Here is a 14,626-nt window from a genome sequence, read left to right as displayed (position 1 = left end):
CGGACATGATTATTCCCGCATTAGACCTGATTGATGGACAGGTAGTCCGTTTGCATCAGGGCGATTACGGTCAACAGCGCCAGTACGGCAGCGACCCGCTGCCCCGCTTGCAGGATTACCAGCAACAAGGGGCGCAGGTACTGCATCTGGTGGATTTGACCGGCGCCAAAGATCCGGCGGCGCGCCAGATTCCGTTGCTGAAAACCTTGCTGGCCGGCGTTTCCGTGCCGGTACAGGTTGGCGGCGGCATCCGCACCGAGCAGGATGTGGATGCGTTGCTGGCTGCCGGCGCCAGCCGGGTGGTGATCGGCTCCACCGCGGTAAAACAGCCGGAACTGGTGCAGCAATGGTTCACTCGCTACGGCGCGGACGCGCTGGTACTGGCGCTGGATGTCCGTATTGACGCCGACGGCGTGAAGAGCATCGCCATCAGCGGCTGGCAGGAAAATTCCGGCATCACGCTGGAGCAAACGGTAGAACGTTATCTGCCCTTCGGTCTGAAGCACGTGTTGTGTACCGATATCTCCCGCGACGGTACGCTGCAGGGCTCCAACGTCGAGCTATACCGTGAAATCAGCGCCCGCTATCCGCAGGTGGCGTTTCAGGCATCCGGCGGCATCGGCTCGCTGGCGGATATCGCCGCGCTACGCGGCAGCGGCGTACAAGGCGTGATTGTCGGTCGGGCCTTGCTGGAAGGTAAATTCAACGTGACGGAGGCGATTTCATGCTGGCAAAACGGATAATCCCTTGTCTGGACGTGCGTGACGGCCAGGTGGTGAAAGGCGTACAGTTCCGTAATCACGAAATCATCGGCGATATCGTACCGCTGGCTCAACGTTACGCGCAGGAAGGCGCCGACGAACTGGTATTCTACGATATCACCGCGTCATCCGACGGCCGGGTGGTGGATAAAAGCTGGGTGTCCCGCGTGGCGGAAGTGATCGATATTCCGTTCTGCGTCGCCGGCGGCATCAAAAGCGTGGAAGACGCCGGGCAAATCCTCTCTTTCGGCGCGGATAAAATCTCCATTAACTCGCCGGCGCTGGCGGATCCGGATCTGATCTCGCGTCTGGCGGATCGCTACGGCGTACAATGCATCGTCGTCGGCATCGATACCTGGCATGACGCCGAAACCGGCCGCTATCATGTCAATCAGTATACCGGCGATGAAAAGCGCACCCGCGTTACGCAGTGGGAAACACTCGACTGGGTGCAGGAAGTCCAGAAACGCGGCGCCGGTGAAATCGTACTGAACATGATGAATCAGGACGGCGTGCGTAATGGCTATGACCTGACGCAACTCAAGCAGGTGCGCGACGTCTGCCGCGTTCCGCTGATCGCTTCCGGCGGCGCCGGCACTATGCAGCACTTCCTTGAGGCGTTTCAGGACGCCGGGGTGGACGGCGCGCTGGCCGCGTCGGTATTCCATAAGCAAATCATCAATATTGGCGAACTCAAACAGTTCCTTAAGCAACAAGGCGTGGAGATCCGGGTGTGTTAACCGAACAACAGCGAAACCAGCTCGACTGGCAAAAAACCGATGGCATGATACCCGCCATCGTACAACATGCGGTTTCCGGCGAAGTGCTGATGCTGGGCTACATGAATCAGGACGCGTTACGGGTTACGGAAGAGACGGGTAACGTCACGTTCTATTCCCGCACCAAGCAGCGGTTATGGACCAAAGGCGAATCCTCCGGCCACTTTCTCAACGTTGTATCGATCACGCCGGATTGTGACAACGACACGCTGCTGATTCTGGTCAACCCGATTGGCCCGACCTGCCATCTGGGCAACAACAGCTGTTTCCACCCGGCAGAAACGCAGTGGCAGTTTTTGTACCAGCTGGAGCAACTCCTGGCGGAGCGTAAGCACGCCGATCCGGCCAGTTCCTATACCGCCCAGCTGTACGCCAGCGGTACCAAGCGCATCGCCCAGAAGGTCGGTGAAGAGGGCCTGGAAACCGCGCTGGCGGCCACGGTGCATGACCGTGAAGAATTGACCAATGAAGCCTCCGATCTGGTCTATCACCTGCTGGTGCTGTTGCAGGATCAGGGGTTGGATCTGGGTACGATCATTCAGCGCCTGAAAGCGCGCCATAACCGCTAATGCGTCATCCGCTTCACCAGCCATCCCCCGCCGGTGAAGCGTTTCCCCCTTTCCCCGTTCTTTCCCATCCTTGGCAAAATATTCGGCCGGTTTAACCGCGTCTGCGTGTGTCGCGTTGATTAAACTTTATTCGCTTACAGCAGCTGCGGACGCAGCAGAATTTCGCTACCGCAGTCAACCTGGCCCACTCCTGTGAGACGGAAATGCATCGCAGGATGCGGCTATTTCACCCAGCAAGGAAAACGATATGCAACAAAAAATACGAGGCTACAAACTCACGATGTTAGGTGCTGTGCTGGCGTCCCTGATTAGCCAGGGTGCATCAGCGGCGGACGCAAAAGTGGAAAGCCTGATCAAAAAGAACGGACTGGATAATACGCGGGTACTGAGCATGTACCAGAATGGCGGCCTACAGATTCAAACTGAAACGCCGAACAAACTTATCCTTGTTAATCCCAAAGTCCGCGCTACCGATGAGAATGCGGCCAAAGCGATGTACTGGTATCGAGGTATGCAATTTGCCGAATACAAAACTTTCGACGCCAATAAATATACAACCCTACCCTGCGTGCAACAGGACAGCTTTTGCGGCATTACACCGGAATATACTTACGCAGCTCAATATCTGACCATCGAAAAACCCGGTGTCATAATTCAATTCAGTACGATAGAACCAGGCTGGCTTTACAGTGATTTCAACAGTAAGCATCACTGCCAAATCAAAGCGGAAGGCGGCGGCACCTTTGGGCTCGGGGTAAAAGGAACATCGGGCAGTTGCGATGCCGAATATAAGCAAAAGGGCCTAGGTAACGTTTTCAACACTTGGCTGCGCTCTCCTCAAAAAATAGAGCCCATTCTCGCCTACGTGCTTCTGGCGAAATAATCCCGAACCAGTGTGTCGTCGATTCACTGCCAAAGAAACGCTGCGGTATTTATCCTCAGAGCGTAAACGGCATCAATAATTACGTATTCAGCTACAGGAATGACCTGTAGCTGATGTGCAACGGTCTGGATTTATGACGCTGATTTTGGATACGTCTGCCAGCCGCCTTTCCAGGTTTCCAGGACGGGAATATCGCGCATACCCGCCACAGGGTTATTTTTATCGGCGCCATGATAAGTGATGGGAGAATCGGCCAGAATGACAAAATCAGCGCATTTTCCGGCGGTCAGTGACCCAACCCATTGCTCAGCATGACATTGCCAGGCGGCATCATAGGTCATGGCTTTTAGCGCGTCGAACCGGGAAATGGATTCCTGCTCATTCAGCACAGGAGAGTCACCATTAGCCGGCGCGCCTTCCATCACACGGGAAATCGCCTGCTCCATCATGCGCAGAGGCCCCAGCGGCGTCACGCTGTTATCGCTATGCAGGGTAATTCTCATGCCTTGTTTTAACGCGGACTGGCAGCGGTCAAGCAAACTGGCGCGCTGTTCGCCAAGAATAGTCTGCTGAAATACCCATCCCCAATACCCTACATGACCGATTAAAAAGCTGGGGGAAATACCTAACGCTTTCATATCATCAAGATTCTGATCGGAAAGCAGGGAGGCATGTTCCATGCGATCTCGCCGCTCGTTATATGTGCTCTGTGTCACTCCGGCCTGCCTGAAGGCCAGCAGGGTACGATCAATCGCCTGCCCGCCATTAGCATGGATCATCAACGGCCAGTTATATTGAACCGCTTCACTCACCAGATGATTAAATACCGTTGGGTAATCAAAATTGAAGACCCCAATATTCTGCTCTGATGCATTTTTTTCATAATTATTATCACAGCAATACGGCTGTAGTTGATATCCCGTCAATCCCTGATTCGACCCATCGGAAACAACCTTGATGCATGGCAGGTTAAAGCGACTATCACCTGTATTTGGGAGGTATCGATTATTTATTTTGTTTTTAAAATCATCAGGGCTTGTCACTACCAGCGCCCCGCCAATTCTGGTGGGACAACGGCTGGCGCGTGCTTTTAACTTCAACAACAAGGGCTGGTTGAGCAGAGATTTTCCATCCCAGGGCTCAATCCCCGCATCAAATAAATAAGTCACGCCCCGCTGACTGGCTTGCACAAATATATTGTCAATGGATTGGTTTAACTGGAACGGGAAGGTTAACGGATTCTGGCTGCTGGTAATCACAGCGATAACAGGGGCAATGCCTTCTATTTCAGCCAGAATACCATCCGGACTGATGGTGATCGGCTGGCCTTTGTCTTTATAGTACTGCTGAACGACAGTGATCGCATGGTTGTTAATATAGGCAAGATGCATCGACGCATTCATGATAAAAACCGGCTTATCCGTCCCTATTTCCTGATCGAGAATAGTGGCATTGAACGCCTTGTCATCGCCAAGGAAAAGGGAGGGGTCGACATTATGACCAATCACCCATCCTCCCATATACGGACCGCTTTTCATGACATGCTTTAACTGTGATGTCACCCATTGCCTAGTGTATTGATCTTCCGGCTTCTGCGCCACCTGAGAGCGCAAATTCTGTCCAATAAATGGGCCAACGTCCGTTGCCAGATTTAGAACCGCAGTAGGAATGATATGTACGTGGGGTTCAATCAAACCGGGAATGAGGGTTTGGCTGCCCGACAGTACACGTTCCTGCGTACCGGGCGGCATCTGCGTTTTGACATAATTATATGACCCGGTAGCGACAATGATGCCGTCCTGAATCCCCATCGCCTCGACTGATGCGCTCTGACCATTCTCCAGTGTCAGAATGGTTCCCCCGGCGGCGCCATCCGCGCCCGTCGCAATGCGGAAGATAAGGGTTTCTGCATTCACCTTATTGATATCATTGGAGATATTGATAGTAATATCCGGAATGAAAGACTTCCATAACGGGCTACAACAGGAACAGGTAATACTGTCAGAATGATTGCATGCTTGCGTCATAAAATTTCCTTCCAACAATGAATTATTTAGAAAAACCAATATAAAGCTGGTCCACAATGCAGAATTCTTCAAGTTGGGGAAATCACTCATGACTTTTATCAAAAAATATTATTGATATTTAAAAGTTTTTTGTGAAACCTTCGTTACATGAAGCATGTCGCGCCTATATCGGCTTAATAGTTAAATTATCATTTTTTATGTATCACCATCGTCATGGTGTTTTCAGGTAATTAACAATGAATCTAAGGTCAGGCAGTATGTCTGCATCGGGAAAACATGTGGACAGGCAGAAAAAACGCATCAATAAACAGCGTTTCAGGCAGGGAACGGTGAGGAAAATGATCGACAATACGTTGTTGTGACAAAAAAATAGCACCCAACTGGGTGCTATCCATGAAACAGACGTTACAGCTGGTTAATCAGCCATAAATATTGGCGCGATCGCGTAATTCTTTACCCGGTTTGAAATGAGGAACGTATTTGCCTTCCAGTTCCACCTTCTCGCCAGTTTTCGGATTACGACCCACACGCGGTGCACGGTAGTGGAGTGAAAAACTGCCAAACCCGCGGATTTCGATGCGATCACCGGTGGCCAATGTTGTGGCCATCTGTTCCAGCATCTCTTTTACCGCATCCTCAACCACCTTGGCCGGGATATGAGATTGCTGTCCAGCAAGTCTTTCGATAAGTTCAGACTTGGTCATGATTCCTCCAAGCATGTGGTTAGTTACTGCCACGTTAACTTACTACCGTTTGAGGCCGGGCGGCAAGTATCGCCGCCCAACCCACCGTCATTACTCGCCTTTTGCAGCTTTGAAAGCTTCCGCCATGGCGTTAGAGAAATTGCCTTCTTCCTGTTTGTTGTTAACAGAAGCGATAGCATCTTTCTCGTCAGCTTCATCCTTGGCACGGATGGACAGGCTAACAACGCGGTTTTTGCGATCAACGCCAGTGTATTTGGCTTCGATCTCATCACCCACGCTCAGAACCAGCGTTGCGTCTTCGATGCGGTCACGAGAGGCTTCAGAAGCGCGCAGGTAACCTTCAACACCGTCGGCTAATTCAACTGTAGCACCTTTGGCGTCAACTGCGGTGACTTTACCTGTAACAATTGCACCTTTCTTGTTAACAGACAGGTAGTTGTTGAACGGGTCTTCAGCCAGTTGTTTCACGCCCAGGGAGATACGCTCACGCTCGGCATCAACCTGCAGAACCACAGCAGCGATTTCGTCGCCTTTCTTGTATTCGCGAACGGCTTCTTCGCCAGCTACGTTCCAGGAGATGTCAGACAGGTGCACCAGACCATCGATGCCGCCATCCAGACCGATGAAGATACCAAAGTCAGTGATGGACTTGATCTTGCCTTCTACGCGGTCACCCTTGTTGTGGGTTTCAGCGAACTGCTGCCACGGGTTGGCTTTGCACTGTTTCAGGCCCAGGGAGATACGACGACGTTCTTCGTCGATGTCCAGAACCATAACTTCCACCACGTCGCCCACGTTAACCACTTTGGACGGATGGATGTTTTTGTTGGTCCAGTCCATTTCAGATACGTGTACCAGACCTTCAACGCCTTCTTCGATTTCTACGAAGCAGCCGTAATCAGTCAGGTTGGTTACGCGGCCAGTCAGCTTGGTGCCTTCCGGATAGCGCTTAGCGATAGCGACCCACGGATCTTCGCCCAGCTGTTTCAGGCCCAGGGAGACACGGGTACGTTCGCGGTCGAACTTCAGCACTTTAACAGTGATTTCGTCGCCCACATTGACGATTTCGCTCGGATGCTTAACGCGTTTCCAGGCCATGTCGGTGATGTGCAGCAGGCCGTCAACGCCGCCCAGATCAACGAATGCGCCGTAGTCAGTGAGGTTCTTGACGATACCTTTGACTTCCATGCCTTCCTGCAGGTTTTCCAGCAGCTGATCGCGCTCGGCGCTGTTTTCGGATTCGATAACGGCACGACGGGAAACAACAACGTTGTTGCGTTTCTGGTCCAGCTTGATCACTTTGAACTCAAGCTCTTTGCCTTCCAGATGCAGGGTGTCGCGTACCGGACGGACATCAACCAGAGAACCCGGCAGGAACGCACGGATACCGTTCAGCTCAACGGTGAAACCGCCTTTCACTTTACCGTTGATAACACCGGTAACAGTGGCAGATTCTTCGTAAGCTTTTTCCAGCATCAGCCATGCTTCGTGACGTTTAGCTTTTTCACGGGACAGCAGAGTTTCGCCGAAGCCGTCTTCTACCGCGTCCAGAGCTACGTCTACTTCATCACCAATCTGGATTTCAATTTCACCCTGGGCGTTTTTGAACTGCTCTACCGGAATGGCAGATTCAGATTTCAGGCCGGCATCAACCAGGACAACGTCCTTGTCAATAGCAACCACAACGCCGCGAACGATGGAACCCGGGCGGGTTTCAATTTCTTTCAGGGATTCTTCAAAGAGTTGAGCAAAAGATTCAGTCATGTTGATAATCTTTGGGTTTTTAAATTTAACGTCCATCTGGCTTCCTGCTCGATGGGGTTGTTTCACATCCCCGCCACATCCTTGCGGCGAGGTAAAAAATAATATCAGGCCAATTGAGGCAATATCTGGCGCACATGCGCCAATGCCAGCCCGACCACTTCATCCAACGTCATATGCGTGGAATCCAACACCAGTGCATCCGGTGCCGGCACCAACGGCGCAACCGGTCGATTACGGTCGCGCTCGTCACGCTCTTTAATCTCGGACAAAAGACGTTCAAAGTTAACATTAAAGCCCTTCGCCTGCAACTGGAGCATGCGACGTTTGGCGCGTTCTTCCGCGCTGGCATCCAGAAAAATCTTCACTGGCGCATCGGGGAACACCACCGTTCCCATATCGCGGCCGTCGGCAATCAGCCCCGGCATTTCACGAAACGCGCGCTGACGACGCAGCAGCGCCTCGCGCACCCGCGGAAATACGGCGGCCTGAGACGCTGTATTGCTCACTTCCTGGCTACGAATCTCATTGCTGACATCTTCGCCTTCCAGGATAACTTTCAGTTGCCCGTTTTCCGGCACAAACCGCACATCCAGATGCGACGCTATCGGCACCAGCGCCTCTTCGGAGGCAATGTCCACCTGATGATGCAGGGCTGCCAACGCCAGCACACGATAAATCGCGCCGGAATCCAGCAGATTCCACTGCAGCGCGTTAGCCAGCGCCTTGCACAGGGTTCCCTTGCCCGCACCACTTGGCCCGTCAACCGTAATTACCGGTGCAGTCACCGCCATCTCTTACTCCTTACAAAACAGGGAAATCGCATGTCATTGTAGACAATACAATAAGTCATTATACCCTGCTGTGGCAGCAAGCGTGAAATTAAAGACTTATTACTGCAGAAGATCGGGCAAATATTGTGATACCCAGAGTATAACGCTAAATGTTGACGCACAGGACCCTATCGCAGACCTGTGCGTCAGAACATCAGCCGTGCTGGCTCAGACGTTCCAGTTGCTGGAAGTAATCCGGGAACGTTTTGGCGGTACATTTAGGGTCGAGAATGGTCACCGGCGTGTCAGACAACGCCACCAGCGAGAAGCACATCGCCATGCGGTGGTCATTGTAAGTGCCGATTTCAGCTGCTTTCAGCTGCGTTGGCGGGGTAATGCGGATGTAGTCATGCCCTTCTTCTACCTCAGCGCCGACCTTGCGTAACTCCGTCGCCATAGCTGTCAGACGATCGGTTTCTTTCACGCGCCAGTTGTAGATATTGCGCAGCGTCGTCGTCCCGCCCTCGGCAAACAACGCAGTAGTGGCAATGGTCATTGCCGCATCGGGAATATGGTTCATATCCATATCGATAGCGTGGAGATTACCGCGCTGACATTCGATATAGTCATCACCCCAACGGATCTCCGCGCCCATTTTCTCCAGCACATCGGCAAAACGGATATCACCCTGCACGCTATGGCGGCCGACGCCGGTCACACGTACCGTTCCCCCGCGAATTGCCGCTGCCGCCAGGAAATAAGAGGCGGACGATGCATCGCCTTCCACCAGATAGTGTCCGGGCGACTGGTAATGCTGATTACCGGCGACCACGAAGGTCTGGTAGTCGTTATTGTTCACCGTGATGCCGAAGGTCTCCATCATGTGCAGGGTGATATCGATATAAGGTTTGGAGACCAGGTCGCCTTTAATGCTGATGCGCGTATCCTGCGTAGCCAATGGCGCCGTCATTAACAGCGCAGTGAGAAACTGGCTGGATACCGAACCGTCGACACTGATGTCGCCGCCTTTGAAGCCCCCTTGCAGGCGCAACGGCGGATAATTTTCCTGCTCCAGATAGTCGATACGCGCGCCCCCCTGCCGCAACGCATCTACCAGATGACCAATCGGACGTTCTTTCATGCGAGGTTCACCGGTCAGCACGATATCGCCATCAGTCAGGCACAGTGCGGCGGCCAGCGGACGCATCGCCGTCCCGGCATTTCCTAAAAACAGCTCCAGCGGCGCAGACGCCGTTAATGCGCCCCCCACCCCGACGATTTCGCACTCTGTGCGGCTGCCCGACAGATGGTATTCAACGCCCAATGCACTCAGCGCATTAAGCATATGACGGACATCGTCGCTGTCCAGCAGGTTGGTCAGGCGAGTCGTGCCTTTGGCCAATGCCGCCAACAGCAACGCACGGTTAGAAACGCTTTTGGAACCCGGCAGATTGATCGTGCCGTTAATCAATGAAATCGGTTGTAGGGTCAGGGATTCCTGCATGTGAAACATGTTCTCCAAGAGTTAACACAAAAACCCCGGCCAGATACCGGGGTTTAAAATCAGAAGCAGCACGTTATCGCGCTATACCCGTCATACTTCAAGTTGCAGGTGCGTTGGCTGCGTTACTCGGCCCATTTCATAGGCCTAGCCCCTTCGGGGCCGCTGCCAGCAGCGTTCAAATCGGCTTACGCCAATTTGTCGCTCACCCCAGTCACTTACTTGTGTAAACTCCTGAGGATTCACTCACTTGCCGCGTTACAAGGCTCATAATGAGCCTTGCCCTAAAGGGCCAACGCGTGGCGTTGTTCAACACGCCAGCGTGTTGTCCTGCAACTCGAATTATTTAGGGTATATATTTATCAGCCGTGGCGACGCTCAAAATCGACCATGAATTCCGTCAGCGCTTTTACGCCCTCCAGCGGCATGGCGTTATAGATCGACGCACGCATGCCGCCTACGACACGGTGGCCTTTCAGCGCATGCAGACCGGCCGCCTGAGCTTCCTGCAGGAACACCGGATCCAATGCGGCATCTGCCAGCTGGAACGGCACGTTCATGCGGGAACGGCTGGCCAGCACAACGTCGTTACGATAGAAATCGCTGCCGTCAATCGCGGCATACAGCAGTTCGGCCTTGGCTTGATTACGTTTTTCCATTTCCAGCAGGCCGCCTTGCTCTTTCAGCCACTTGAACACCATACCGGACAGATACCAGGCAAACGTCGGCGGCGTGTTGAACATGGAATCGTTATCAGCCAGGGTTTTGTAATCCAGAATCGACGGCAGTTCACGGCGTGCCTTGCCGAGCAGGTCTTCACGCACAATCACCAGCGTCAGGCCGGCAGGCCCTACGTTTTTCTGCGCGCCAGCGTAAATCACGCCATAGCGACTGACATCCAGCGGGCGGGAAAGAATGCTGGAGGAGTAATCCGCCACCACGATTTTGTCGCCGAAATCCGGCGTTTCTTCAATCGCCAGACCGTCAATGGTTTCATTCGGGCAATAATGAACATAGGCGGCGTCATCCGACAGCGCCCATTCACTCATCGGTTTCACGCCGCGCAGACCGTCAACGCGGGTTTTCACGTCAATGACATTCGGGGTGAGGTACTTTTCAGCTTCCTTGACCGCACTATGCGCCCAGTAGCCGCCATCGATATAGTCGGCTTTGGTGTTATCGCCCAGCAGGTTGAGCGGAACCGCCGCAAATTGCGCACGTGCGCCGCCATGACAGAACAACACTTTGTAATTCGAGGGGATTTTCAGCAAATCACGCAAATCCTGCTCAGACTCGCTGGCCACTTGCATAAACTCTTTACTGCGGTGGCTGATTTCCATCACCGATGTACCCAGCCCATGCCAGTTGCACAGTTCCTGTTCTGCACGACGCAACACTTCTACCGGTAACATGGCCGGACCGGCACTAAAATTAAAAACCTGAGTCATTTCCCCTCACCACCTATCACTATAAATAGCGACCTGTCTAAGTCGCATCAGTTTACCCTGCTATCGGTTTTATCACTCGTTTTTCCTGCCTGCAATGCTTATTGCCCCTGATGTCGGAAAACTTGCGCGCGCGTTCGCCTGTTATCGTCCCCGGCGATACATCTGTTACATCATCGCCGGAACACGCCGCGCAATACGCAACATGCAGGATAGAGTCAGCACACAAAACCACGTATGATGCAGCCTCCTCATAACACATTCAGGTTCGAACCATGACCCAAACGTTTATCCCAGGCAAAGACGCCGCCCTGGAAGATTCCATCGCCCGTTTTCAACAGCAGCTCCTCAACCTGGGGTTCAACATCGAAGAAGCCTCCTGGCTGAATCCGGTGCCCAACGTCTGGTCGGTACATATTCGTGATCGCGACTGTGCGCTGTGCTTCACCAACGGCAAGGGCGCAACCCGGAAAGCCGCACTGGCTTCCGCACTGGGCGAGTACTTCGAACGTCTGTCCACCAACTACTTTTTTGCCGATTTCTATCTGGGCCAGCAGATCGCCGAAGGTGACTTCGTGCATTACCCTGACGAGAAGTGGTTCCCGCTGCCCGAAGACGACAGCCTTCCGGAAGGCATTCTGGACGCGCGCCTGCACGCCTTTTACGACCCGGAACAACAGTTGATCGCCAGCGACCTGGTGGACCTGCAATCAGGCAACCACAATCGCGGCATCTGCGCCCTGCCGTTTACCCGTCAGTCCGACCAGCAGACGGTGTATATCCCGATGAATATCGTCGGCAACCTGTATGTGTCGAACGGCATGTCCGCAGGCAATACCCGTAATGAAGCACGGGTGCAGGGGCTATCTGAAGTATTCGAACGCTATGTGAAGAATCGTATTATCGCCGAAGCCATCAGCCTGCCGGCGATTCCGGCCGACGTGCTGTCGCGTTATCCGGGCGTGGTGGAAGCCATTGCCACGCTTGAGCAGGAAGGCTTCCCGATTTTCGCCTATGACGCCTCTCTCGGCGGTCAGTACCCGGTGATCTGCGTGGTGCTGTTTAACCCGGCCAACGGCACCTGCTTTGCCTCGTTTGGCGCACATCCGGATTTCGGCGTGGCGCTGGAGCGTACCGTCACCGAATTGCTGCAAGGCCGCGGGTTGAAAGATCTGGACGTATTTACGCCGCCAACGTTCGATGATGAAGAAGTTGCAGAGCATACCAACCTGGAAACTCACTTTATCGATTCCAGCGGCCTGATTTCCTGGGATCTGTTTAAAACCCAGGCGGACTACGCGTTCGCCGACTGGAACTTCAGCGGCACCACCGAGCAGGAGTTCGCAACGCTGATGGCGATCTTCAATAAAGAAGACAAAGAAGTGTATATCGCCGATTACGAACACCTGTCGGTGTACGCCTGCCGCATTCTGGTACCGGGCATGTCGGACATCTATCCGGCGGAAGACCTGTTGCTGGCGAACAACAGCATGGGCGCGCATCTGCGTGAAACCCTGCTGTCCTTGCCGGACAGCCAATGGGAAAAAGCGGATTATCTGACGCTGTTGCAGCAACTGGACGATGAAGGGCTGGATGATTTTACCCGCGTACGCGAGCTGTTAGGGATAGCAACCGGCAAAGACAACGGCTGGTTCACACTGCGCATTGGCGAACTGAAATCCATGCTGGCTCTGGCCGGCGGCGACCTGGAGCAGGCGCTGAGCTGGACGGAATGGTCACTGGATTTCAACCAATCCGTCTTTGCCCCAGCGCGCAGTAATTACTACCGTTGTCTGCAAACGCTGCTGCAACTAGCGCTGGAGCCTGAACGCGACCCCGCCCAGTATTACGATGCATTCGTGCGCATGTACGGGCAGGACGCCGTTGACGCTGCAAGCGCCGCCATTGCCGGCGAACAGTGCTTCTACGGTCTGTTCACCGTCGATGCTGACCTGAAAGCGCTGCCGGCTCACCAGTCGTTGCTGGCTGCTTACGAAAAATTGCAGCGCGCTAAGCGCCAGCACTGGCAGGTAAAATAAGCCGGACCTGTAGCTGACCGGATGGCCCTCCGTCATCCGGTCAGGTCTTCACCACAGGCTACGGCTGCATTTCCGTATATATCTTTTTTACAGTATTACCACCGGGCAACACGATTGATGTTATTTTAAGCCTCGCTTATTCCCTTATTTTTATATGGGTATGTGAGCCTCGTTGCGAGATATTTATTTTTAATAAAAGCACCATTGTTATCGAATGGTAAATAACAAATTAAATAATATAAAACTCAAGTGTAGAATCACTACAAAAACTTATTTTATTTAACGCTAAATAGGTAAACAGAACCCTTAATTCAACTGTTTTTATAATTTTTAAAAAATATTTTTTACATTAAAATCAATTCATTAAGTGAAAAACACCCCATGAAGCCGCTCCTGATCAGCCTAATAAATTCCAGCGGTATGATCCACGTCAAATTATGACGAATAACCCTTTGTTAGTATCTCACCGTAGATAAACTTTAAGAGAGAGTTAGTGTGAAAGCTGACAACCCCTTCACCCTGTTATTACCGCCGGCGATGGCGAAAGTCGCTGAAGATGCCGGTGTCTATAAAGCAACAAAACAACCGCTTACTGCGTTTTTTCTGGCGATTACCGCCGGTGTGTTCATCTCAATAGCGTTCGTTTTTTACATCACCGCCACTACCGGTTCTTCATCCATGCCGTATGGTATGGCTAAACTGGTAGGAGGCATCTGCTTCTCTATGGGGTTGATGCTGGTGGTGGTCTGCGGCGCAGATCTGTTTACCTCTACTGTGCTTACCGTGATTGCCAAGGCCAGCGGCCGCATCACCTGGAAACAGTTGGGGATGAACTGGCTCAACGTTTATATCGGCAACCTGGTTGGCGCCTTGTTCTTCGTAGCGTTGATCTGGTTTTCCGGCGAGTTCATGGTAGCGAATGGCGCCTGGGGGCTGAATGTCTTGCAAACCGCCAGCCATAAGCTGGAGCATTCATTCGTTGAAGCGCTGTGCCTTGGGATTCTGGCGAACCTGATGGTTTGTCTGGCGGTGTGGATGAGCTACTCTGGTCATACCCTGACCGACAAGATGCTGGCCATGATCCTGCCGGTCGCCATGTTCGTCGCCAGCGGCTTTGAACATAGCATCGCCAACATGTTCATGATCCCGATGGGGATTGTGATTAAGAACTTCGCTCCAGATGCATTCTGGCACGCCATCAGCATGACGCCGGGCCAGTTTGAGCACTTGACCGTCAGCAACTTTATTGTCGATAACCTGATTCCTGTCACGATCGGCAACATCATTGGCGGTGGATTGCTGGTAGGGTTGACTTACTGGGTCATCTATTTGCGCGGTGGAGATCAGCACTAAGCTGCTGTCGGCCGCAACGTCGGGTTATAAA

Annotated in this window: 12 protein-coding genes; 6 read left to right on the top strand and 6 right to left on the bottom strand. The window is 52.9% G+C overall.

Translation table 11 applies throughout. From position 1 onward, the window contains the following. Positions 1–5 precede the first annotated feature (5 nt). The 4 genes from hisA to CPA59_RS10110 all read left to right on the top strand — a co-directional run bounded on the left by hisA (position 6) and on the right by CPA59_RS10110 (position 2,992). Positions 6–743 carry a 1-(5-phosphoribosyl)-5-[(5-phosphoribosylamino)methylideneamino]imidazole-4-carboxamide isomerase gene (gene hisA, locus CPA59_RS10125; protein ID WP_107759212.1) on the top strand — a complete coding sequence of 246 codons (738 nt, stop codon included), beginning with the start codon at positions 6–8 and terminating at the stop codon, positions 741–743. Continuing rightward, complete coding sequence (gene hisF, locus CPA59_RS10120; protein ID WP_038659291.1) at positions 725–1,501, top strand: imidazole glycerol phosphate synthase subunit HisF; 777 nt, start codon at positions 725–727, stop codon at positions 1,499–1,501. Before hisA ends, hisF begins: the two co-directional genes overlap by 19 nt. Next, positions 1,495–2,109 (top strand): bifunctional phosphoribosyl-AMP cyclohydrolase/phosphoribosyl-ATP diphosphatase HisIE, encoded by a 615-nt coding sequence (gene hisIE, locus CPA59_RS10115; protein WP_107759210.1) that lies wholly within the window; start codon positions 1,495–1,497, stop codon positions 2,107–2,109. The genes hisF and hisIE overlap by 7 nt, the downstream gene beginning before the upstream one ends. A gap of 247 nt (positions 2,110–2,356) precedes the next feature. Next, the gene (locus CPA59_RS10110) at positions 2,357–2,992 is read left to right on the top strand and encodes a hypothetical protein (protein ID WP_174213741.1); all 636 of its coding nucleotides are present in this window, start codon (positions 2,357–2,359) and stop codon (positions 2,990–2,992) included. Between the two features lie 131 nt (positions 2,993–3,123). On the opposite strand, the gene CPA59_RS10105 is transcribed toward CPA59_RS10110, so the two are convergent. From CPA59_RS10105 to serC, 6 genes are all read right to left on the bottom strand, one after another. Beyond that, positions 3,124–5,019, bottom strand: a complete 1,896-nt coding sequence (locus CPA59_RS10105; protein ID WP_174213740.1) for an amidohydrolase — start codon at positions 5,017–5,019, stop codon at positions 3,124–3,126. 419 nt (positions 5,020–5,438) lie between these two features. Beyond that, positions 5,439–5,723, bottom strand: coding sequence for an integration host factor subunit beta (gene ihfB / locus CPA59_RS10100; RefSeq protein ID WP_038918872.1), 285 nt, complete (start codon positions 5,721–5,723; stop codon positions 5,439–5,441). Between the two features lie 90 nt (positions 5,724–5,813). Next, positions 5,814–7,523 (bottom strand): 30S ribosomal protein S1, encoded by a 1,710-nt coding sequence (gene rpsA, locus CPA59_RS10095; protein WP_071603939.1) that lies wholly within the window; start codon positions 7,521–7,523, stop codon positions 5,814–5,816. Positions 7,524–7,591: 68 nt separating this feature from the next. Beyond that, a complete protein-coding gene (gene cmk / locus CPA59_RS10090; protein ID WP_038918871.1) occupies positions 7,592–8,278 on the bottom strand; it encodes a (d)CMP kinase in 687 nt (228 codons plus the stop codon). Positions 8,279–8,471: 193 nt separating this feature from the next. Beyond that, a complete protein-coding gene (gene aroA / locus CPA59_RS10085; RefSeq protein WP_107760796.1) occupies positions 8,472–9,761 on the bottom strand; it encodes a 3-phosphoshikimate 1-carboxyvinyltransferase in 1,290 nt (429 codons plus the stop codon). A 359-nt stretch (positions 9,762–10,120) separates the two neighbouring features. Next, positions 10,121–11,206: a 3-phosphoserine/phosphohydroxythreonine transaminase gene (serC, locus tag CPA59_RS10080; RefSeq protein WP_049853903.1), complete on the bottom strand. Its 1,086-nt coding sequence runs from the start codon at positions 11,204–11,206 to the stop codon at positions 10,121–10,123. A 272-nt stretch (positions 11,207–11,478) separates the two neighbouring features. On the opposite strand from serC, the gene ycaO reads away from it, so the two are divergent. Together ycaO and focA are read left to right on the top strand one after the other, a co-directional pair. Next, positions 11,479–13,242, top strand: a complete 1,764-nt coding sequence (gene ycaO / locus CPA59_RS10075) for a 30S ribosomal protein S12 methylthiotransferase accessory factor YcaO (protein ID WP_038918869.1) — start codon at positions 11,479–11,481, stop codon at positions 13,240–13,242. Between the two features lie 495 nt (positions 13,243–13,737). Beyond that, positions 13,738–14,595 (top strand): formate transporter FocA, encoded by an 858-nt coding sequence (gene focA, locus CPA59_RS10070; protein ID WP_038659314.1) that lies wholly within the window; start codon positions 13,738–13,740, stop codon positions 14,593–14,595. The last annotated feature ends 31 nt before the right edge of the window (positions 14,596–14,626 follow it).

The organism is Dickeya sp. Secpp 1600 (assembly GCF_003049805.1).
In the GTDB taxonomy this organism is placed as follows: Bacteria; Pseudomonadota; Gammaproteobacteria; order Enterobacterales; family Enterobacteriaceae; genus Dickeya; species Dickeya fangzhongdai.
This window is presented reverse-complemented; position numbering and strand designations above follow the sequence as displayed.